Here is a 20414-nt window from a genome sequence, read left to right as displayed (position 1 = left end):
CCGCGTCCACGTCTGGAACGACGTGCCTTGCCACCTGTGCGTTACACCACTCTATGGGGCACTACTGGACAGGCTGCCGGCAGCGGCTTGCCAGGTGCAACCGGTGAGTTCCCGGTACCGGGGAGTATGGGAATCATCTGATGAGAAAAGTGGCCCGCGTGGGCGGCCAACGAAAGCGCTGCGATCGTTCCCATCAATGGATGGTTAGGCGACGGCACGGACGAGCTTGACGTGTCCTAAGTGGCTTCTCGGGCCTGATGGTCGGTGCTTTCGATGCTGGAAGGGTCCGGATTCCAGGACCTCGTGGAATCGGGTGGTGTTCCACCAGTGCGCTTCACAACCAGAGAAACACGTTCGGGGCGTACGTTTCCCAACTCTTCGGAGACGAGGGCGCAGCAGCCTTGGTCTGCTTCCTGGGTTGAGGGGGCCGGTGCGTCGCAGGATCCGCCCAGGTCGGTGGAGCAGACCCCGGTCTCGGGCAGGTCCAGTTGCACGGCGTCAGCGGCGGCTTGGTCCCCGGCCAGGGAGGCGGCGATGGAACGGACCTGTTCATAGCCGGTGGCCATCAGGAAGGTCGGGGCCCGCCCGTAGCTCTTCATGCCCGCGATGTAGAACCCCGGCTCGGGGTGGGCGAGTGTCCGCTCCCCGTGTGGGGCCACGGAACCGCAGGAGTGGAACTCCGGATCGATCAACGGGCCGAGCTGGCGGGGTGCGTCCACGGCCGGGTCCATTTCCAGCCGGAGTTCGGACAGCATGCCCAGGTCCGGGCGGAACCCGGTGGCCGGGACCACCCGATCCACGGCCAAGGTCTGCTCGCCGGTCGGAGTGGAGGCATGAACAGAGAATCCATGCTCTGTGGTGGTGAAGTTGGTGATGGTGAAGGAGGTGTGGATCTCGATGACCCCGGAATCCACCAGGCGGCGCAGCCGGGTGCCCAGCGCGCCGCGGGCGGCCAGCTCGTCGCGGTCCTCGCCGCCGTAGACGCTGGAGACGTCGGCCGAGCGCACGGCCCACGAGATCCGGGTGTCCGGCTCATCCTCGGCCAGGGAACCGAGCTCGAGCAGGGTGTTGGCGGCCGAGTGGCCGGCCCCGACGACGAGCACATGCCGGCCGGCGAACCGCTTCCGATCCCGGCCGGTGACGTCCGGCAACGCGGTAGTGATGCGCCCGGCCGCGATCGCCTCGTCCTCGCCGGGGGCGGGCAGTCCGGACTGGCCCAGGGGGTTGGACCGGGTCCACGTTCCGGAGGTGTCAATCACCGCGGAGGCCTGGAAATCCTCAATGGTGCCGTCGGGGTGTTGGGTTCGGACCAGGAACGGGGCGTCGGCCCGGCCGGTGGTGCGGGTCTTGTCCATCCCGGCCCGGGTCACGGCGAGGACCCGAGTGTCGGTGCGCACGTGTTCGGCCAGCGAGGTGGTGGTGGCCAGGGGTTCCAGGTATTGCTCGACCAGTTCGGTGCCGGTGGGCAGGGCCTGGGCGTCGGGTTCGGTCCAGCCCGAGGTCTCCAGAAGTCGTTCGGCGGCAGAATCGATGTTGTACTGCCAGGGTGAGAACAGGCGGGTGTGACCCCACGCGCGGATGGAGGCGCCGACGTCGGGCCCTGCCTCGAGGATCCGTGGGGTCAGGCCCCGTTCGAGCAGGTGCGCCGCGGCCGCCAGCCCGACGGGTCCGGCCCCGATGACCACGACCGGCAGGTGCTGCGCCTCGGTGCGTGGGGGCGTGGTGGTGGAAAAGGCCTCAACCATGGGGGTATTCCTCAACCGTTCGGTGTGGACGGCGCCGAGGGGTCGGGCAGCAGCTCGGTGATGAGCTGCTCGATTCGAGCCCTGATGTCGTCGCGGATGGGGCGCACGCGCTCAATGCCCTGGCCAGCCGGATCTTCCAGCTTCCAGTCCTCATAGCGCTTGCCGGGGAAGAATGGACAGGCGTCTCCGCACCCCATGGTGATGACCACGTCCGAATCCTTCACGGCCTGCTCGGACAGCACCTTGGGCTGGTTCGCGCTGATGTCGATGCCCTCCTCGGTCATCGCCTCCACGGCTGCCGGATTGACCGACTCGGCCGGTGCCGAGCCAGCGGAGCGGACCTCGATCCGTCCGCCGGCCAGGTGCGACAGGTATGCGGCAGCCATCTGGGAGCGGCCGGCGTTGTGCACGCAGACGAAGAGCACGGAGGGCTTCTCCGTCGTCATGCTCTCTGCCGTCTTGGTGGTCTCCGGGGCGGTCTCTGCGGTCATCGGATCATCTCTTTCTGGGGTGGTTCAGACAGTGCGGTTCAGGAGGTGCGGGTGGCGGTGAGCTCGGCCAGCAGGACCCTGACGCGGGCGTCGATGTCGTCGCGGACCAGGCGCATCCGCTCGACTCCCTCGATTCTGCGGGCGGAGGGTTCGTCGGTGTGCCAGGTCTCGATGGTGCCGGCCATGCCTTCGAGCGGCTCGACTTCGGCCTCGCCGCCGAGGACGACCACGCGGTCCACGCGGGCCAGCAGCCCCGGGTCGATGGGCTTGGGGCGCCCGGCGGACATGTCCGCGCCGGATTCGGCGACGACCTCGGCCGAGAGCGCATTGAGCGTCTCGCCCGGCTTGGTGCCGGCGGAGTGGACCTCGACCGTGCCGCCGGCGTGGTGTTCCATCAGGGCCGCGGCCATCTGGGACTTGCCGCCGTTCTTGGCACAGACGAACAGCACGGAGGGTCTGGATGAGGATCGTGGCTCGGTGGTCATCTCTACGGGTCTCCTGTCGGGCGAAGGTTCAGGCGCGGGTCGCGGAGACGGTCTCAGCGCGAGCGGGGAGGGTGGAGTCGCCGGGGAAGAGCTTGCGGCCGGCCCACAGGGAAACGTACACAAGCCCGACAAGCACGGGCACCTCGATCAGGGGACCAACGACGCCGGCCAGGGCCTGGCCGGAGGTGACGCCGAAGGTGCCGATGGCCACGGCTATGGCCAGCTCGAAGTTGTTGCCGGCGGCGGTGAAGGCGACGGTGGTGGACTTGGCGTAGTTCAGCCCGACGGCCTTGGATGCGATGAGGCTGATACCGAACATCAGCACGAAGTAGGCCAGCAGGGGCAGGGCGATCCGGGCGACATCCCACGGGTTGGTGGTGATGGCCTCACCCTGCAGGGCGAACAGCAGCACGATGGTGAACAGCAGTCCGTAGAGGGCCCAGGGGCCGATGCGGGGCAGGAATGTCTCTTCGTACCAAGTGCGTCCCTTCGCTTTCTCGCCGAAGTGACGGGTGAGGAACCCGGCCAGCAGGGGAATGCCCAGGAACACCAGGACGCTGAGCACGATCGACCAGACGGAGAAGTCGGCCGAGGTGGTCGGCAACCCCAGCCAGGACGGGAGGATCTGAAGGTAGAACCAGCCCAGGGCGCCGAAGGCGATGACCTGGAAGACGGAGTTGATGGCCACCAGGACGGCGGCGGCCTCCCGGTCCCCGCAGGCCAGGTCGTTCCAGATGAAGACCATGGCGATGCAGCGGGCCAGGCCGACGATGATCAGGCCGGTGCGGTACTCGGGCAGGTCCGGCAGGAGCATCCAGGCCAGGGCGAACATCAGGGCCGGTCCGACGATCCAGTTCAATGCCAGGGACGTGATCATCAGCCGCTTGTCCCCGGCAACGCGGTGGGTCTCGTCATAGCGGACCTTGGCCAGCACCGGGTACATCATCACCAGCAGGCCGATGGCGATCGGCAGGGACACCTCGCCGATCTTCACCGCTTCCAGGGCGGTGTTCAGGCCGGGAATGAAGCGGCCCAGGGTCAGCCCGACGACCATGGCCAACAGGATCCAGGCCGGCAGCCAACGGTCGAGGAAGGACATCTCCTTCATCACCGGTTGGGGCCGGGCGGTGGTGGTGCTCATGCAGGCCCAACTCTCGTATCGATAACCATCGATGGGAACACTACTGGTCATATCGATGAGCGTCAATGTAAGATGGGGCGATGGTACCGACAGCTACCCAGACCGCCATTGACGCCTCTGACCGCCACCACTCGGCCTCCGCTTCATCCGGGTGCTGCTCCCTCTCGGCCGGTCCGATCGGCGTCGACGACGCTCAGCGCTCAGCGGGCATGTTCAAGGCTCTGGCCGACCCCATGCGACTGCGCCTGCTGTCCCACGTGGCCGCGCAAGGGTGCGAGGCGGTCTGTGCCTGTGACCTCACCGAGGACCTGGGCATCAGCCAGTCGACCGTCAGCCACCACATGAAGAAGCTGGTCGACGCCGGTCTGATCGCCCGCGAACAGCGCGGCAAATGGGCGCACTACACCGTGGTGCCGGAGGCCTTTGCCACCCTGCGCGGGCTGCTCGAGATCGGCTGACCCGAGACGGCTTCTAACCCTCCAGACCGAGTACCTCGATCACCCGGGCCACCTCGGCTCGCTGGTCCTCCGTCAGTCCCAGCAGCGGCAACGGCAGGCTGGAGTCCTGCGCCAGCCCCAGCTGTTCCGCCACGGCGGCCATCACCCGGATGCTCCCGCCGTGCCGGGCGAAGAGCTCCCAGAGCGGAGCAAGGCGCTGGGACTCCACCTGTGCCTCCGCCGGTGAGCCCTGGTGGACGGCCCGGACGATCCTCAGGGCCGCCTCGGGCAGGGTCCCGGCGATGACCGAGTACCAGGCATCACAGCCGGCGAGCAGGCCGTCTGCCGCGTGGGCATCCCCGGAGACACCAATGGTCACCTCTGCCGGAAGGACATCGCGGATCTGCTGGACGTGGGTCCGGGCGGCCTCCGGATCCGCGGGCACGCCGGGGATCTTGATGGAGGCGATCCCTCCGAGCGCGGCGATCCGCGCGTACAGCTCCGTGGTGAAGGTGAAGCGCGTGGTGCCCGGATTGTCGTAGACGATCACCGGCACGGACGAATTGCTCGTCACCGTCCTGAACAACTCGAAGACATCATCCTCGGTCAGCGGCTGGTAGCTCACCGGCGCCAGCAGCAGTCCCGCAGCGCCGGCCTCCTGCGCCGCCTCGGCATGGGCCATGACCTGAGAGGTCCGGGTGGCACCGACGCCCACGAAGACGGGCACGTCCCCGGCATGCGCGACGGCGGCGCGGGCCACCCGGGCGCGCTCGTCCCGGTCCAGGTACGCGTACGATCCCGTCGAGCCGAGCGCGGTGATGGAATCGACGCCGGCGGCCACCAGACGCTCCACCAACCCGATGAAGGCGGGCTCATCCACCTCGTCGTGGCGCAGAGGGGTGAGGGGGAAGGCGCTCAGCCCGGTAATCATGGTCGTGCTCCTTGGTGGTGGTTCACCACCAGAGTGGCACACGGTACAGCAGCGAGACTCGTGTCTACACTCAACGGGAGCCCGAACCACCTCCCGGAAGGCGGCTGCCATCTCTGAGCCGACCCAGGCCGTCCCCGCCCGCACCAGGTGCCTTCTCCTCGGCGCCGCCGTCCCCGTGACCATTGCGCTCGGGCTGGGCATCCGCGCCCTCAGCACGGCAGCCTGGACGGGTCCGGCCGGAGACACCCTGTATGCCGTGCTGATCTACCTCCTCGTCGCCATCCTGCTTCCGGCCCGGCCCCGGGTCCTCGCGGCCGGCCTGGCGCTGACCGTGTGCCTGGCGGTGGAGTTGCTCCAGCTCACCGGTCTCTCGGCGGAGCTGGGAGCACTGTGGGCACCGCTGCGCCTGGTCCTGGGCACCACGTTCGGGTTCGCGGACCTGGTGGCCTATGCCGGAGGGGTCGCCCTCGCCTACGCCGCCGACCGTCTGTTCGGCGTAGGATTCAGCCGTGCCGCACGAACGCCCTGAGAACGCCGACCCGACCGAAGACCTGCACCCGGCCCTCCGCGCCGCCGGGTGGCCGCAGGCGGCCTCGCGCGTGCCAGGCGTCACGGTGCGTGACGCGCAGGCGGAGGATCATGCGGCGATCGCGCACCTCACGGTGACCTCCTACATCGACGGCGGTCATATCGACCCTGAGGACGAATACATCGCGAACCTCCAGGACGTGGCTACCCGCGCTCGCCAGGCCCGCGTCCTCGTCGGAGAGGTGGAGGCGACTGCGCTGGCCGGCCCGGCCACGCCCAGCGCGGCGGGCACCGTCGTCGCCGGCTCGGTGGTGCTGACCCTGCCGGGGATGCCGATGTCCGAGACCGCCCGCGAGGGTGAGTTCGAGTTCCGGATGCTGGCGGTGGACCCGCGGGTCCAGCGCCGCGGGGTGGCCCGTGCCCTGGTCCGTGCCGCGATCGACCGGGCCGAACAGCTGGAGGGGATCGACGCCATCGTGTTGACCACCATGGTGACCATGACCGGAGCGCACCGGCTCTACGAGTCCGAGGGGTTCGTCCGGGTCCCCGAGCGGGACTGGCGCCTCCCGGACATCGGCCAGGCGCCGACGTCGGGCGAGGACCCGTTGTACTGGGTCTACCGGCGCTCGGTCTGAACCCAGTGCTGAACCCAGCCCGCCAGTAGTCCCCACTAGACTGGGTGACCGAACCACCCCGCCCGCGGAACCACAGGAGATTCATGTCCGCCATCACCCGTGAGGACGTCGCCCACCTGGCGCGACTGGCCCACATCCGGATGGACGAGAACGAACTGGACAAGATGTCCGGAGAGCTCGCCTTCATCATGGATGCCATCACCTCGGTCAGCGAAGTCGCCGGCCAGGACGTGCCCCGCACGTCCCACCCGATCCCGCTGCGCAACGTGTTCCGTGAGGACGTGCCCTCGGGCATGCTCACCCAGGAACAGGCACTCGCCATGGCACCGGACGCCGAGGACGGCCAGTTCAAGGTCCCCGCGATCCTGGACGGGGAGTGATCGGCGTGACTGAACTCTCCGCGAATGAACTCATCAAGCTGACCGCCCTGCAGATGGCCGAGCGCCTGCGCGCCGGCGAGATCACCTCGGTGCAGCTCACCCAGGCCCACCTGGACCGCATCGCCGCGGTGGACGGCCCGGCTGACGGCCAAGGCACCGGCGTGCACGCCTTCCTGCACGTCAACACCGAGGAGGCGCTCGCCGTGGCCGCCGAGGTGGACGCCATCCGCGCCGCCGGCGGCACCGAGGCGCAGGACCTGCACCCGCTGGCCGGCGTGCCCATCGCGGTGAAGGACCTCATCGTCACCGTCGGCCAGCCGACCACCGCGGCCTCGAAGATGCTTGAGGGCTGGATGAGCCCCTATGACGCCACCGTGGTGGAGAAGATCCGCGCGGCCCGCCTGCCGATCCTCGGCAAGACCAACCTGGACGAGTTCGCCATGGGCTCCTCCACCGAGCACTCGGCGTTCGGTGACACCCGTAACCCCTGGGACCTGGGCCGGATCCCCGGCGGCTCCGGGGGTGGCTCCGCCGCCGCGGTGGCGGCCTTCATGGCCCCCCTGGCCCTCGGCACGGACACCGGCGGCTCGATCCGCCAGCCGGGCGCCGTCACCGGCACCGTGGGCGCCAAGCCGACCTACGGTGCGGTGTCCCGCTACGGTGTCATTGCCATGGCCTCCTCCCTGGACCAGGTGGGCCCGGTGACCCGTACCGTCTCCGATGCCGCCGCCCTGCAGGAGCTCATCGGTGGTCACGACCCCAAGGACTCCACCTCGCTGCCCGAGCCCATGGACGGACTGCTCGAGGCCGCCCGCAACGGCGAACTCGCCGGCCTGCGCATCGGCATCATCGCCGAGCTCGAGGGCGAGGGCTTCCAGGAGGGCGTGCTGGCCCGGTTCCAGGAGTCGGTGCAGGTACTCAAGGACGCCGGGGCAGAGGTCTCCGAGGTCTCCTGCCCGCACCTCGGCTACGCCCTGGGCGCCTACTACCTGATCATGCCCTCGGAGGTCTCCTCCAACCTCGCCAAGTTCGACGGTGTCCGGTTCGGCAACCGCGTGGTCCCGGACGGCGGCGGCACCATCGAGCAGGTCATGGGTGCCACCCGTGCGGCCGGCTTCGGTGACGAGGTCAAGCGCCGCATCATCCTCGGCACCTACGCGCTCTCGGCGGGCTACTACGACGCCTACTACGGCTCGGCGCAGAAGGTCCGCACCCTGATCCAGCGCGACTTCGCCGCCGCGTTCGAGCAGGTGGACGTGCTGATCTCGCCGACCTCGCCGGTCACCGCCTTCCCCCTCGGGGAGAAGCTGGATGACCCGGTGGCCATGTACAACAACGACATCGCCACCATCCCCGCCAACCTGGCCGGCATCCCCGGCATCTCGGTGCCGGCCGGCCTGTCCGAGGGCATGCCCGTGGGCATCCAGTTCCTCGCCCCCGCCCGGGGCGACGCCACCATGTACCGCGCCGCCGCCGCACTCGAGTCCCGCCTTGAGGAGGCCTGGGGCGTCCCCTTCTGGGCACAGGCCCCGGAACTGGCCGCCTCGAGCGCCGCCGCACCGGCCGGCGTCGGGAACGCCCCCGCTACCGCAACTGCAGGAGGAGAGAACTGATGGCCGCCGTCACTGACGAGGTGCTCACGTTCGACGAGGCGATGGCCCAGTACGAGCCCGTGCTCGGCTTCGAGGTCCACGTGGAGCTCAACACCAGGACCAAGATGTTCTCCTCGGCACCCAACGGTTTCGGGGACGAGCCGAACACCAATGTCACCCCGGTGGACCTCGGCCTGCCGGGTGTGCTGCCGGTGGTCAACGGCAAGGCCGTGGAGTACTCCATCAAGCTCGGGCTGGCACTGAACTGCCAGATCGCGGAGGTCTGCGGTTTCGCCCGGAAGAACTACTTCTACCCGGACACCCCGAAGAACTTCCAGACCTCCCAGTATGACGATCCGATCGCCCACGACGGCTGGCTGGACGTCGAACTCGAGGACGGCACGGTCTTCCGGGTGGAGATCGAGCGCGCGCACATGGAGGAGGACGCCGGCAAGCTGACCCACCAGGGCGGGGCCTCCGGCCGCATCCAGGATGCCGCCTCCTCGCTGGTGGACTACAACCGCGCCGGCGTGCCGCTGGTGGAGATCGTCACCAAGCCGATCACCGGGGCCGGTGAGCGCGCCGCCGAACTGGCCAAGGCCTATGTCACCCAGATCCGGGACATCGTCAAGAACCTCGGTATCTCGGACGCCCGGATGGAGCGCGGCAACGTCCGTTGCGACGCCAACGTGTCCCTGATGCCCAAGGGCACCACCGTGTTCGGCACCCGCACCGAGACGAAGAACGTCAACTCCACCCGGGCCGTGGCCCATGCCGTGACGTACGAGATCCAGCGCCAGGCCGCCGTCCTCTCCTCGGGCGGCACCGTGACGCAGGAGACCCGGCACTGGCAGGAGGGCACCCGCACCACCACCTCGGGCCGTCCCAAGTCGGATGCGGACGACTACCGTTACTTCCCGGAGCCGGACCTCGTGCCGATCCACACGAACGCGGAGTGGATCGAACGCCTGCGCGCCGAGCTGCCGGAGCCGCCGGCCGAGCGCCGCAAGCGCCTGCAGGCGGACTGGGGCTTCTCGGACGAGGAGTTCCGGGACGTGGTCAACGCCGGCGTGCTGGACGAGATCGCCGCGACCATCGAGGCCGGTGCGAGTGCCTCTGCGGCCCGCAAGTGGTGGATGGGGGAGATCGCCCGCCTGGCCAACCTCGCCGAGAAGGACATCGCCGAGCTCGGGGTCACCCCGGCGGACGTGGTCGAGGTCGAGGCGCTGATCGCCGAGAAGACCATCAATGACAAGCTGGCCAAGCAGGTCCTCGGTTTCGTCGCCGACGGCGAGGGTGCTCCGCGCGGCATCGTCGAGGCCCGCTCGCTTGCCGTGGTCTCGGACGACGGCGCGCTGAACGCCGCCGTGGAGGCCGCCATCGCCGAGAACCCGGGCGTGGTGGACAAGATCAAGGCCGGCAAGCTGCAGGCCATCGGTGCCCTGATCGGCCCCGTCATGAAGGCCACCCGCGGCCAGGCCGATGCCGCCCGTGTCCGCGAGATCGTGATGGAGCAGTTGGGCGTCAGCGAGTAGTCCACCCATCAGCCTCTGTATCTGCAGGTCGAGAACGCCCCATAATTACCCTGAATCCGGGAAATTATGGGGCTTTTTCGACCGCCAGTTGCCCAGAGACCAGGTTCCCAGAGAGGGGCAGCATGCCCTGGGACTTGCGTGACGGTGAACCGGTCATCGACCCGGCGCAGGTCCGCGCCCTGCTCAGAGAGCAGCACCCAGACCTCGCCCACATGCCGCTGGGGGAGCCGGTCCGCGGTTGGGACAACACCATGGTCCGGCTCGGGGAGCGCCTCGCCCTCCGCCTGCCCCGGCATGCCCAGGCCGAGACGCTGCTTGACCGGGAGGCCGCCTGGCTGCCGCGGCTGGCGTCCCAGCTGGCCGGCTTGCCGTCCGGCACGCCACACCACGCCATTCCTGCCATCCCGACGCCGGTCCGCACCGGGGTGCCACGCACCGGTTACCCGTTCCGCTGGGCGGTGGTCCCCTGGGTGGAGGGGACACCGGCGGTTCACGTACCCCTCGAGGTCCGGGATGCCTACGCTCCCAACCTGGCCGCCACCCTGCGTGGGCTGCACCAGCCGGCACCCGAGGACGCCCCCGCCAGCGCCTTCCGCGGGATAGGCCTCGCGGACATCGAGGACCGTTTCGCCCGGCGGTGGGATGCCCTGGCCGGTGGTCTTGGCCGGGAACGCCGGGACCAGCTCGCCGAGGTCTGGAGGCGGGCGGTGAATGCGGCGCCGTACGCCGGTCCCCGGGTCTGGCTCCACGGGGATCCGCATCCGAACAACACGGTGCTGGCCGGCGTCGGACCGGGGCCCATGGCCAGTTCTCCGGTACTCGTGGATTTCGGTGACCTGTGTGCCGGGGATCCGGCCTCGGACCTGGGCTCGGCCCTGTTGCATTTCTCACCTTACGGCCGGGAGGCCTTCATGGCCGCCTACGACGCCGGCCAGGTTCCCGATCCTGCCCTGTGGGCCCGGGCGCAGGGCTGGGCGGTGAACTACGCGCTCATCTTCGCGGCCCAGTCCCCGGGGGAGGCGTTGCGCCCGCTGGGGCGGGGTTTGTTGGCCTGAGGCTCGACGCGCCCGTCCGGTCCCACGTTGTGTTCCGTCCACGGCCGTGCCTACGGTGGCCGCAGGCTCGAGAAGAGCTGTTCGACGACGATAGGTGCATCAGATGGCAAAGACCAACGTCCACGTCCTGGGCATGACCGAGGTCCAGCGGCACGAACTCGAGACCGTCTCTGGTGCTGAGAACCTGGCGTTCCACAACGTGCTCGACTACGAGCGGCTCGTGGAAACGGCCGAGATCGATTTCGAGGAGTTGTTGGCGGCCGCCCGGAGCCAGCTCGATGCCTTCGACGGGACGGTGGATGCGATCATCGCCCACTGGGACTTCCCCGTCAGCGTGATGGTGCCGATCCTGGCGGCCGAGCGCGGCCTGCCAGCCCCCTCATTGGAGAGCATCCTGAAGTGCGAGCACAAGTATTGGAGCCGGCTGGAACAGCGGGCCAGCATTCCGGAGTGCGTGCCCGGTTTCGCCGCCTTCGACCCGTTTGACGACCACGCGCTGGACACGATCGATCTGGACTTCCCGTTCTGGGTCAAGCCGGTCAAGGCCCACTCCTCAAACCTCGGCTTCAAGATCGAGGACGAGGCGGGCTTCCACGAGGCCCTGGCCGAGATCCGGGAGCACATCGAGGAGATCGGTGACGCCTTCGACGCCGCCCTGTCCATGGTGGACCTGCCTCCGGAACTGCAGCAGTGGGGCGGCAACACCTGCCTGGCCGAGCAGTTCGTGCAGGGTACCCAGGCCGCACCGGAGGGCACGGTGTTCCGGGGGACGTTCCGCGTCCACGGGGTCCTGGACATGCACAAGGATGCCGACGGCACCAGCTTCGACCGGCTGGATTACCCGGCGAGCAGCGTGCCGGAGAATGTGCAGCAGCGCATGATCGATGCCACCGAGCGGTACATGAAGCACGTCGGTTTTGACAACGGCTGCTTCAACTCCGAGTTCATGTGGGACGAGGAGGCGGACCAGCTGTGGATGATCGAGGTCAACACCCGGATCTCACAGTCCCACAGCGACCTGTTCGCCAAGGTGGACGGGGCCTCCAACCACGAAGTCGCCATCGACATCGCGCTGAATCGGGAACCGCGGATGCCCCAACGGGAAGGTCAGTTCCACGTGGCCGCTCAGTGCATGGTCTTCCACGACGGTGACGCGGTGGTCACCCGCGTGCCCACCGAGGAGGACAAGGCGGCGCTGGCGGAACGGTACCCGGGAATTGTCCTGACCTCGACGGTGCATGAGGGGGACCGGCTCTCCGAACTGGCCGGCCAGGACAGCTACCGATACGTCGTCGGCAAGTTCTATCTGGGGGCCAGTAGCCACGACGAGCTGGGCCGACTCCACGCGCAGATCGTGAAGGAGCTTCCGTTCGAGTACGCCAGTGCAGGGCCTGACGTTGACGACGAGGAGGGAGGACGATGAAGACCATCACCGAGTTCCCGCATGAGACGCGGGTCATCGAGAACGTGTACATCCCCATGCGGGACGGTGCCCGGCTGGCCGCCCGGATCTGGATGCCGGTCAACGCCGAGCAGCAGCCGGTTCCGGCCATCCTGGAGTACATCCCCTACCGGAAGCGGGACAGCAGCCGCGCTCGAGACGAGCTGAACCACCCGTACATGGCCGGGCACGGCTACGTCTGCGCCCGGGTGGACATGCGCGGCAGCGGCGACTCCGACGGCGTCATAGTGGACGAGTACCGGACTCAGGAGCACGAGGACGCCGAGGACGTCATCGCGTGGCTGGCCGAGCAGCCGTGGTGTGACGGCAAGGTGGGCATGATGGGCATCTCCTGGGGCGGGTTCAACAGCCTGCAGCTGGCGGCCCGCCAGCCCCCGGCTCTGAAGGCCATCATCAGCGCCTCGGCCACGGACGACATCTACGTGGACAACATGCACTACATGGGCGGGTGCCTGCTTGGCGACAATCTCTCGGAGGCCACGGTGATGTTCGCCTTCAACAGCCTCCCGCCCGATCCGCAGATCGTGGGTGAACGGTGGCGGGACATGTGGCACGAGCGGCTGTCCGGCAGTGGGTTGTGGCTGGAGACCTGGCTAGAGCACCAGCGGCGCGATGACTACTGGAAGACTGCCTCGGTCTGTGAGGACTACAGCCAGGTGCAGTGCCCGGTGATGGCGGTCGGCGGCTGGGCCGACGGCTACACCAATGCCGTGTTCCGCCTGATGGAGAACCTGGACGTCCCGCGCAAGGGGCTCATCGGCCCCTGGGGCCACAAGTATCCGCACATCGGCGTGCCGGGCCCGGCCATCGGCTTCCTCCAGGAGGCGGTGCGGTGGTGGGACCACTGGCTCAAGGGCCAGGACACCGGGGTGATGGACGAACCCATGCTGCGCGTATGGATGCAGGACAGTGTCTCGCCCGCCGCCTCCTACGAGGACCGGCCCGGTCGCTGGGTCGCAGAGGACCGGTGGCCCGCACCGGAGATCGAGAACCGCGAGTTCACCCTGCGTGGCCATCACCTGGAAGAAGTCGGCTCGGACGCTGATCCGCACGGCGAGTCCGACGCCGAGGTCGCGGTGAAATCGCCGCTGAGTGTGGGCATGTTCGCCGGCAAATGGGCGTCCTACGCGGCCGTTCCGGACCTGCCCTTCGATCAGCGCGAGGAGGACGGTGGGTCGATCTTCTACGAATCACGGCCCCTCACGGAGGACCTGGAGATGCTGGGCCTGCCGCAGTGCCACTTCGAGGTCTCCGCGGATCAGCCGGTGGCGATGCTGGCCGTGCGGCTGTCCGATGTGAACCTGGACGGCGAGGCCACCCGGGTGACCTACGGCCTGCTCAACCTCACCCACCGGGACGGCAGCGAGGACCCGAGTCCACTGGAGCCGGGGAAGAAGTACCGGGTCACGGTGCCGCTGAACGGCATCGCACAGACCTTCCCGGCCGGGCACCGGCTCCGGCTGTCCATCTCGACGTCGTACTGGCCCCTCGTCTGGCCCTCCCCGGAGGCCGCCACCGTCACGCTGACCACCGGAGCCAGCAGTCTCAGCGTCCCGGTGCGGAGCCCCAGGGCGGAGGATGCTCGGCTGCGCGAGTTCGAGGAGCCGGAGGCCGCCACCCCCTTGGAGATCACCCAGACCGAGCCGGGTCAGCACCACTGGCGGGTCACCCGCGACCTGGCGACGAACGTCTCCACTCTGGAGATCGCCAATGACCAGGGCGCCTTCCGCATTGAGGATACCGACACCCACATCCGGCGCGGGACCGAGGAGTGGTACAGCTTCCGCTGGAATGACGTGAACTCCGTGCGCGGCGAGACCCGGACCGTGCGCCGGATCCAGCGTCAGGACTGGGGCGCCGAGGTCACCACCAACACGGTGCTGACCTCCACGCCCACGGAGTTCATCATCGACGCCGAACTCGACGCCTATGAACTGGACGCCCAGCGCGGTGATCCTCGCGTCTACTCGCAGAGCTGGCACCGCCGCGTCCCGCGGGATCTCGTGTAGTCCTCGTGCCCGGCACCGCCCTCCGGCCAGGTGCCGGGTGGGCGTCCCTGGTCGGCCTACTCCGGGCGGCGACTGCTGAACCTCCGCACCGCCGCCCGGGCCAGCAGGGCGCAGCACACCGCCAGGCACACCAGGGCGCCGAGGGCGAAGGCGCCGGTGATCCCGGCATCGGTGGTCTGGCCGCCCGGATCTGCGGTGACCGCGAAGATGGCTGCAGCGGCCGCGGTGCCGAAAGAGCTGCCGATGGTGCGCAGCACCTGGTTGAAGCTGACCGAGCTGCCCAGGCCCTCGGCCGCCACGTTCCGGGCGATCAGGGCGGGCATGGCCGCATAGCTGGAGCCGATGCCCAGGCCGAAGAGGAACATGCCGAGCAGGACCTCCCAGAGTTCCGTGTGGGCGAACCAGAGGAGTATCCCGGAGGCCGCGGCCAGTCCGGCCCCGATCGGCAACAGGGCCGTCAGAGGCACCCGATGGGAGAGGCGGCGGACCATCCGGTTGGCGGTGAAGCTGCCGACGGACAACGGCAACATGACGAAGCCGGCCCAGAAGACCGGGAGGGCCAGCCCGTATCCGCTGGACGCCGGGGCCTGGGCCACCAGGCTGGAGACCGAGAGGCCGATGTAGATGGCGGCGCCGAGCCCGATGGCCGAGGCGTTGGCCAGCAATACCTCACCGTTGGCGAATACGCGCAGATTGATCAGCGGGTGGCGCGAGCGCAGTGAGGTCCGCACCCAGAGGGTCAGCAGGACGGCGGCCAGGACCAGGGTGGCGAGGGTCCAGGGGGAGGACCAGCCCCAGGTGGGCCCTTCGCTGATGCCGAGCAGCAGGCTGCCCAGGCCGGTGCCCAGCAGGATTGCGCCGGCCGTGTCGAAGGGGGCCCGCACGGCATGGACGTCACCACCGGCGGGGACGGTCCGGGTGACCACCACCATCGCGGAGATCACGAAGAGTGCGGCGAACCAGAAGGCAAACCGGTAGTCGACCAGCCCGGCGATGATGCCGGTCAGCGGATAGCCGATGCCGAGCCCGGTGCTCACCGTGACGGACAGGCTGGAGATGGCCGGCTGCACCTGGGGCCCGGCGAGATACCGGCGCGCCAGGGCAATGGTCACCGGGACAATGCCGTAGGTCAGGCCCTGGAGGGCCCGGCCGATGAGGAAGACCGTGAAGTTCGGTGCCAGGGCGGCCACGACTGACCCGACCAGGATCACGGTCAGGGACACCAGCAGCAACCGCTTCTGGTTCGGCCCGTCGCTGATCCGGCCCATCACCGGGGTCGCGATGGCGCCCACCAGGAGGTTCACGGTGAGCATCCACTGGGCGGTGCTCACGGCGACGCCCATGTCCTCAGCCACGGACGGCACCAGCAGCATGCCCAGCGAGCTGACCACGGCCGTGCAGAGGGCCGCGTAGACCAGGGCCGGCTCCAGGCGGAGAGGGGTATCAGTCATGCGGCTCCTCGGAAGCTGTCTCAGGCGTAGGCGCAGGCGTTGACGCGGCCGGTGAGAGTGTCTCGGACGCCGTCTCGGTCGTGAGTTTGCGCAGGACCGGGATGGCGGAGACGAGCGACTGCAGCTCCTCCGGCGTCAGGCGTTCGCGGACGACCTCGTAGAGCCATGCGCGGCCGGTCCGGGTCTCCTCGGCCAGTTTGAGTCGGCCCGCCTCGGTGGGGTGGATCCATGAGCGCCGCCGATCCGTCACATCCGGGATCCGCTCGACCAGCCCCAGAGCCTCGAGTTCCCGGGCCGCGAGCGAGATGGCCTGAGGGCTGACCTGGACCTTGACGGCCAGCTCGGCTGTGCTGGCCCGTCCGTTCTCGGCGACGTGGCGCAGGATCCCCACTTTGCCGGGGGACAGGGTTCGCTCCACGTGGATCCGGTGCAGGATCGGGATCAGCGCCTCGAGCAGTTCGGCGGTCGGCTCGGAATCGGAGTTCAGGTCAGGGGGCACGCCCCAACCCTACAAGCAACTTGATCAAGTTGCTTGCGTATGTAGGGGAGGTCACGTTCTCGATGGTCGGCCAGCCCCACCACGCTGGCGGGTCAGTTCAGGCGGTGTTCGTCCGTCCGAGGCCCAGCAGGCTCAGTCGGCTGAGGAACCGGTCGGCATCCCGGGGCAGGTGAGCGGCCCGGACCCACTCGTGTAGGGGCAGCGCTGCCTCCACGTCCAGCCGCAGGTCGGCGTCCACCAGCACATCCACGAGGAAGGCGAAGCGCTGGAACGCCTGAACGTCGATCTCCTCGGGGCGCGGCACCGTCAGCAGGTGCCACCTCGAGTACGTCCGCGCCAGCCCGAGGAAGTCCTGCACGGACACCGGGGCGCCGCACAGCTGGCCGAAGCCGGCCACGAGTTCGCCGGCCTCCGGATCGGCGGCGGCAACCTCGAGTTGCCGGGTCCCGCTGAACCCCACCGGCACGCGCGCGGAGCTCCCGGCCGCCTTCGGCCCCGGCGATCCGGCGACCGTCCAGGATCCGGAGGCGAAGCCCGCGCCCCGGCCGTCACCGGCGTTCAACGGCCGGTAGTCCACCCCGTCCGGGATCTGCCACTCGGTCAGGGAGGACTGGATCATCTCGATCACGGGCACCATCGTGTGGTGGAACAGTGGGTCCGGCAGCAGACCGTCGGCCGGGTAGTTCGAGGTCAGCAGGAGCCCGGCATCCAGGGAAAGCAAACCGGGCAGGACACGGCGCAGCAGCATCGCATCGCCGACGTCATGGACGTGGAACTCGTCGATGAACACCAGCCGGGCGTCCCCGACGATCCGTGCCACCGCGTGGTCGATCCCGATCGGTTGGCCCGACTGGGCGCTCGCGACCACTTGGTTCACCTGCCCCAGCAGGGCATGCATGTGCAGCCGCAGCTTCGGCACCTCGAGCGCGTTGAAGAACTCCGCGCCCAGCCACGTCTTCCCGCGCCCCACCCCTCCGTGCAGGTACACCCCGCGCGTGATCCTCCGCCCGGTCAGCAGCTGCACGGTGGCCCGCTGCCCTGCATCCAACACCTTGCCGTCCGCCTCCAATGCGGCCGTCAGGGTCGTCTCCCGCAGGTGCGGCCACGGGCCCCGTTCCCGACGCCGGCCGCTCACCGGCCGTCTACCGCGCCGGCCGCCGGCGCGTGCTCGGCGTGCCACCGGCCCAGCGCCTCGGCGGCTCGTTCGATGCGGGGGAGCACCTTCCGCAACAGCTTGGGCCAGTTCGCCGGCGGGATCTCGCTCGCCGCCCCATCACGCAGGGAGGCATCGTAGATCGTCTCCAGGGCCATCCATCCCAGCCACACCCGTCCCCGGAGGGCCTCGTCGGCGTCCCGGGCGATGGCCTCCAGCTTCTCCTCGCCGTGCCACAGGGCCAGGTAGGCCGGGTTCAGTGCCGGGTCCCACACGGCGGCCAGGTCCCAGTCCAGGATCCCGGTCAGGTGCCACCGCTCTCCGGCATCTCCGTCACGTCCGACCCCTTCGACGGCAGAACGCTGCCATCGCATGTTGTGCCCGGCCAGGTCCCCGTGGACCAGTGTCGGCGTCACCACCGGATCCTCCGTCCACGCGGTGTGCGTGGTGGTCAGGGTGGCGACAGTCTCGGCCCAGCGGTCCGCTGAGGCCGCGCCTCCGGGGGCTTCCGGTGATCCGTCGGTCCAGACGCCGGGCCCGTGCGACGCCGCCAGGATCGACGGCACCGACTGCACTGCAGCGACCTTCTCCGCGGTCCAGGGGCCACGGTAGGCGAACGGCGGGCCGAGGTGGGGTGCCAGGGGAGCGGTGTCGATCCCCGCCAGCGTCCGGCACAGCTCGCGCAGCACCGGCACCTCGCCGGCGTGCGGTGGGTGCGCCTCGCCCGGGAGGTACTCCTGCACCACGGCGGCCATCCCCGCCGGCAGTCCGTCCGCCTCCCCGACCACCTCGGTCAGCGGCACGGGCACGGCGAAGGGGAGCGCCGCCGTCGTGCTGAGGATCTGCAGGGTGGCCATGCGGTCGCTGAGGTGTGCCGCGGCCTCGTGGGTGCGGGTCATCCGCACGGCGCCCACTCCGGGCAGCACGAGCACCCGGTGGAACTGTCCGCCCTCGTCGATCACGCCGGCAGGCCAGTCCGCCTCGGACAGCCGGCGAGCGAGTCCGTCGTCAGCGGCGAGGGCAGAGGCCAAGGGTCGGGCGGCCGCGGCGCAGGCGGCGGCGACGTCGTCAGGAGTCGGTGCGGAGGCCATGGATCCACGGTAGCGCGGCGGCCGGCTCTGACCGTGGCGGGACGAGGGGGTCGGAAGGCCAGGGGTCTCGGGCACTCCTACACTGGGGCGGTGACCACCCCAGCTTCGCCGTCTCCGAACGTCCCGACTCCGCCGACCCGTCCGGCAGTGTCAGAGGGGTTCGACGCCCTGGCGGCGCCCTCCGCCCGGATGGTCCGCTGGGAGATCGCCATCGTGCTGGCGCTGTCCCTGGGGAAGTCGGCGGTCTACGCGATCGTCAACCTCATCGACAAGTGGACGCAGGCGCCCCTGTCCGGGCAGACCACCACCCTGAACCCGGCGCTGGATGATCGGCAGTACTTCGACCTGATGTACCAGCTGCTGGATATCGGTTTCGCCCTGATTCCGGTGCTGTTGGTGCTGCACCTGGTGTGGATCCGGGGGCGCAACCCGTTCCGCACCTTCGGCCTGGACTTCCGCCGGCCGGGCAGGGACGTGGGCCTCGGAATCGGGCTGTTCCTGGCGATCGGCCTCGGGACCCTGGCGGTCTACGCGGCCGGACGGGCCGCCGGCGTCACCACGGCCATCGTCGGCAGCGCGCTGAACGAGTACTGGTGGACCACCCCGGTGCTGCTGTTCTCCGCCCTGCGGCACGGGCTGCTGGAGGAGATCATCGTGGTGGCGTGGCTCTTCGACCGGATCGGCTACCTGCAGCAGCGGCGCGCCGGGCTCGAACCGAGCCGGCCCGGCAGCGAGGGCGGGCTGCGCACCTGGGCGAGCGGCGCCGTCGTTCCCCTGCATCCCGCGGCTGTGCTGGTGGGCTGCGCCGTCCTGCGCGGCGCCTACCACCTCTACCAGGGGGTGGGCCCGGGGGTCGGCAACCTGCTCATGGGGCTGGTGTTCGGCGCGGTCTACCTGAGATACCGGCGGGTGATGCCGCTGGTGATCGCGCACTTCCTCCTGGATGCCGCCGGGTTCGTGGCCTACCCGTTGCTGGCGGCGGCGGGCCTGTTCGGCACCTGACCCCGGCTGCGGCACCTGACCCTGAAGGAACTACAGGGTGATGGTGCCCTTGGGGGTCTCGAAGGTGACCTCGAGGATGCCGGGGGTGCCGGAGGGCGATTCGAAGACCACGTTGAGGTCCTCGACCGTCTCCTCTGAATCGTCCAGGCCCAGCCAGCCGCGCACGCGGTCGCGGGAGCCGGCGATCGTGATGGAGGACAGTTCGGCCTGGGGTGTGTGGGCCTGCGAGGGGTGCAGGTCCTCGGTGCCCTCATCCCAGCGCAAGAGGTACGGGACCTGCGGGTCGGCGATGAGGCCCTTGATGCCGATCTGGCGCCACGTGAGTTCGCGGCCGTCCGGGAACTTGCGGTTGCCGGGCACGGACTGGCGCTCCAGGCGCTCCTCGAACGGGGCGAGGTCGTCCACGGTGACACACCAGCCCATCCAGCCGCCGCCCATCTCGGAGCGGGCGCGCACGGCCTGGCCGAACGGAGCCTTCTCGGAGGAGGGGTGGTCCAGGACCTCGACCACCTCGAGGTACTGGCGGTTGCGCAGCGGGAAGATCGCATTGCGCGTGCCGAAGCGCGGGTGGACACCGCCCTTGACGCGCTCGATGCCGAGCGTTTCGGCGAGGCGGGCCACCGTGGCGGCGAGTCCTTCTTGGGGTCCAACGGCGTACGAGACGTGATCCAGGCGCATCATGCCCATATCGTCGCACTTTCTTCAGTCACGGGCCGGTTAGGTTAACCTCACTTGAAATGTGGTCGAGGTCACAGGCCTCACGGCCGTCCGATGCTGGAGGCCGAAGTTCGT

The 20414-nt window shown here is 69.2% G+C and carries 20 protein-coding genes; 10 read left to right on the top strand and 10 right to left on the bottom strand.

The genetic code is table 11. The features are described from left to right. Positions 1–236: 236 nt before the first annotated feature. From ACFFIO_RS10415 to arsB, 4 genes are read right to left on the bottom strand one after another with little or no spacing between them, the layout of a single operon-like run. Positions 237–1745 (bottom strand): FAD-dependent oxidoreductase, encoded by a 1509-nt coding sequence (locus ACFFIO_RS10415; RefSeq protein WP_378041564.1) that lies wholly within the window; start codon positions 1743–1745, stop codon positions 237–239. 11 nt (positions 1746–1756) lie between these two features. Then, positions 1757–2236 (bottom strand): arsenate reductase ArsC, encoded by a 480-nt coding sequence (locus ACFFIO_RS10410; RefSeq protein WP_378041562.1) that lies wholly within the window; start codon positions 2234–2236, stop codon positions 1757–1759. Positions 2237–2274: 38 nt separating this feature from the next. Next, positions 2275–2721 carry an arsenate-mycothiol transferase ArsC gene (locus tag ACFFIO_RS10405; RefSeq protein ID WP_378041560.1) on the bottom strand — a complete coding sequence of 149 codons (447 nt, stop codon included), beginning with the start codon at positions 2719–2721 and terminating at the stop codon, positions 2275–2277. Between the two features lie 28 nt (positions 2722–2749). Further along, entirely contained in the window at positions 2750–3862 is a 1113-nt protein-coding gene (gene arsB / locus ACFFIO_RS10400; protein WP_378041558.1) for an ACR3 family arsenite efflux transporter, read from the bottom strand. 80 nt (positions 3863–3942) lie between these two features. Between arsB and ACFFIO_RS10395 the strand changes: the two genes are divergently transcribed. After that, entirely contained in the window at positions 3943–4320 is a 378-nt protein-coding gene (locus tag ACFFIO_RS10395; RefSeq protein WP_378041556.1) for an ArsR/SmtB family transcription factor, read from the top strand. Positions 4321–4333: 13 nt separating this feature from the next. On the opposite strand, the gene ACFFIO_RS10390 is transcribed toward ACFFIO_RS10395, so the two are convergent. Then, positions 4334–5230 (bottom strand): dihydrodipicolinate synthase family protein, encoded by an 897-nt coding sequence (locus ACFFIO_RS10390; RefSeq protein ID WP_378041554.1) that lies wholly within the window; start codon positions 5228–5230, stop codon positions 4334–4336. 175 nt (positions 5231–5405) lie between these two features. Here ACFFIO_RS10390 and ACFFIO_RS10385 point away from each other — a divergent pair, with 175 nt between their 5' ends. From ACFFIO_RS10385 to ACFFIO_RS10350, 8 genes are all read left to right on the top strand, one after another. After that, complete coding sequence (locus ACFFIO_RS10385) at positions 5406–5759, top strand: ribosomal maturation YjgA family protein (RefSeq protein WP_378041552.1); 354 nt, start codon at positions 5406–5408, stop codon at positions 5757–5759. After that, positions 5740–6393, top strand: a complete 654-nt coding sequence (locus ACFFIO_RS10380) for a GNAT family N-acetyltransferase (RefSeq protein ID WP_378041550.1) — start codon at positions 5740–5742, stop codon at positions 6391–6393. Before ACFFIO_RS10385 ends, ACFFIO_RS10380 begins: the two co-directional genes overlap by 20 nt. Positions 6394–6476: 83 nt before the next feature. Further along, entirely contained in the window at positions 6477–6773 is a 297-nt protein-coding gene (gene gatC / locus ACFFIO_RS10375) for an Asp-tRNA(Asn)/Glu-tRNA(Gln) amidotransferase subunit GatC (RefSeq protein ID WP_159549672.1), read from the top strand. A gap of 53 nt (positions 6774–6826) precedes the next feature. Next, positions 6827–8386 carry an Asp-tRNA(Asn)/Glu-tRNA(Gln) amidotransferase subunit GatA gene (gene gatA, locus ACFFIO_RS10370; RefSeq protein WP_378041596.1) on the top strand — a complete coding sequence of 520 codons (1560 nt, stop codon included), beginning with the start codon at positions 6827–6829 and terminating at the stop codon, positions 8384–8386. Further along, a complete protein-coding gene (gene gatB, locus ACFFIO_RS10365; RefSeq protein WP_378041548.1) occupies positions 8386–9900 on the top strand; it encodes an Asp-tRNA(Asn)/Glu-tRNA(Gln) amidotransferase subunit GatB in 1515 nt (504 codons plus the stop codon). The genes gatA and gatB overlap by 1 nt, the downstream gene beginning before the upstream one ends. 122 nt (positions 9901–10022) lie before the next feature. Further along, positions 10023–10955, top strand: coding sequence for an aminoglycoside phosphotransferase family protein (locus ACFFIO_RS10360; RefSeq protein WP_378041546.1), 933 nt, complete (start codon positions 10023–10025; stop codon positions 10953–10955). Between the two features lie 103 nt (positions 10956–11058). Further along, positions 11059–12378, top strand: coding sequence for an ATP-grasp domain-containing protein (locus ACFFIO_RS10355; RefSeq protein WP_378041544.1), 1320 nt, complete (start codon positions 11059–11061; stop codon positions 12376–12378). Beyond that, the gene (locus ACFFIO_RS10350) at positions 12375–14426 is read left to right on the top strand and encodes a CocE/NonD family hydrolase (RefSeq protein ID WP_378041542.1); all 2052 of its coding nucleotides are present in this window, start codon (positions 12375–12377) and stop codon (positions 14424–14426) included. Before ACFFIO_RS10355 ends, ACFFIO_RS10350 begins: the two co-directional genes overlap by 4 nt. A gap of 56 nt (positions 14427–14482) precedes the next feature. Here ACFFIO_RS10350 and ACFFIO_RS10345 read toward each other — a convergent pair whose 3' ends face one another. The 4 genes from ACFFIO_RS10345 to ACFFIO_RS10330 form a co-directional block, all read right to left on the bottom strand. Then, positions 14483–15877, bottom strand: coding sequence for an MFS transporter (locus ACFFIO_RS10345; protein ID WP_378041540.1), 1395 nt, complete (start codon positions 15875–15877; stop codon positions 14483–14485). Then, complete coding sequence (locus ACFFIO_RS10340; protein ID WP_378041539.1) at positions 15870–16376, bottom strand: MarR family winged helix-turn-helix transcriptional regulator; 507 nt, start codon at positions 16374–16376, stop codon at positions 15870–15872. The genes ACFFIO_RS10345 and ACFFIO_RS10340 overlap by 8 nt, the downstream gene beginning before the upstream one ends. Positions 16377–16473: 97 nt before the next feature. Then, positions 16474–17511: a cell division protein ZapE gene (zapE, locus tag ACFFIO_RS10335; protein WP_378041537.1), complete on the bottom strand. Its 1038-nt coding sequence runs from the start codon at positions 17509–17511 to the stop codon at positions 16474–16476. Beyond that, positions 17508–18620 (bottom strand): phosphotransferase, encoded by a 1113-nt coding sequence (locus ACFFIO_RS10330; protein WP_378041535.1) that lies wholly within the window; start codon positions 18618–18620, stop codon positions 17508–17510. The genes zapE and ACFFIO_RS10330 overlap by 4 nt, the downstream gene beginning before the upstream one ends. Before the next feature lie 90 nt (positions 18621–18710). Between ACFFIO_RS10330 and ACFFIO_RS10325 the strand changes: the two genes are divergently transcribed. Next, entirely contained in the window at positions 18711–19622 is a 912-nt protein-coding gene (locus ACFFIO_RS10325; RefSeq protein ID WP_378041533.1) for a CPBP family intramembrane glutamic endopeptidase, read from the top strand. Between the two features lie 30 nt (positions 19623–19652). Here ACFFIO_RS10325 and ACFFIO_RS10320 read toward each other — a convergent pair whose 3' ends face one another. Continuing rightward, positions 19653–20309, bottom strand: coding sequence for a VOC family protein (locus tag ACFFIO_RS10320; protein WP_378041531.1), 657 nt, complete (start codon positions 20307–20309; stop codon positions 19653–19655). Positions 20310–20414: the final 105 nt, after the last annotated feature.

Source organism: Citricoccus parietis (assembly GCF_042433045.1).
Classification (GTDB): Bacteria; Actinomycetota; Actinomycetes; order Actinomycetales; family Micrococcaceae; genus Citricoccus; species Citricoccus parietis.
Note: the sequence above shows the minus strand (reverse complement) of the source record. Positions and strands in the feature narration are given on the sequence as shown.

Coding starts and splice junctions, on each gene's coding strand:
- arsB (WP_378041558.1), bottom strand. CDS start 3,862: ATGAGCACCACCACCGCCCGGCCCCAACCGGTGATGAAGGAGATGTCC.
- ACFFIO_RS10390 (WP_378041554.1), bottom strand. CDS start 5,230: ATGATTACCGGGCTGAGCGCCTTCCCCCTCACCCCTCTGCGCCACGAC.
- gatA (WP_378041596.1), top strand. CDS start 6,827: ATGGCCGAGCGCCTGCGCGCCGGCGAGATCACCTCGGTGCAGCTCACC.
- ACFFIO_RS10330 (WP_378041535.1), bottom strand. CDS start 18,620: ATGGCCTCCGCACCGACTCCTGACGACGTCGCCGCCGCCTGCGCCGCG.
- ACFFIO_RS10410 (WP_378041562.1), bottom strand. CDS start 2,236: ATGACCGCAGAGACCGCCCCGGAGACCACCAAGACGGCAGAGAGCATG.
- ACFFIO_RS10350 (WP_378041542.1), top strand. CDS start 12,375: ATGAAGACCATCACCGAGTTCCCGCATGAGACGCGGGTCATCGAGAAC.
- gatB (WP_378041548.1), top strand. CDS start 8,386: ATGGCCGCCGTCACTGACGAGGTGCTCACGTTCGACGAGGCGATGGCC.
- ACFFIO_RS10415 (WP_378041564.1), bottom strand. CDS start 1,745: ATGGTTGAGGCCTTTTCCACCACCACGCCCCCACGCACCGAGGCGCAG.
- ACFFIO_RS10395 (WP_378041556.1), top strand. CDS start 3,943: ATGGTACCGACAGCTACCCAGACCGCCATTGACGCCTCTGACCGCCAC.
- gatC (WP_159549672.1), top strand. CDS start 6,477: ATGTCCGCCATCACCCGTGAGGACGTCGCCCACCTGGCGCGACTGGCC.
- ACFFIO_RS10360 (WP_378041546.1), top strand. CDS start 10,023: ATGCCCTGGGACTTGCGTGACGGTGAACCGGTCATCGACCCGGCGCAG.
- ACFFIO_RS10405 (WP_378041560.1), bottom strand. CDS start 2,721: ATGACCACCGAGCCACGATCCTCATCCAGACCCTCCGTGCTGTTCGTC.
- ACFFIO_RS10320 (WP_378041531.1), bottom strand. CDS start 20,309: ATGGGCATGATGCGCCTGGATCACGTCTCGTACGCCGTTGGACCCCAA.
- ACFFIO_RS10355 (WP_378041544.1), top strand. CDS start 11,059: ATGGCAAAGACCAACGTCCACGTCCTGGGCATGACCGAGGTCCAGCGG.
- ACFFIO_RS10345 (WP_378041540.1), bottom strand. CDS start 15,877: ATGACTGATACCCCTCTCCGCCTGGAGCCGGCCCTGGTCTACGCGGCC.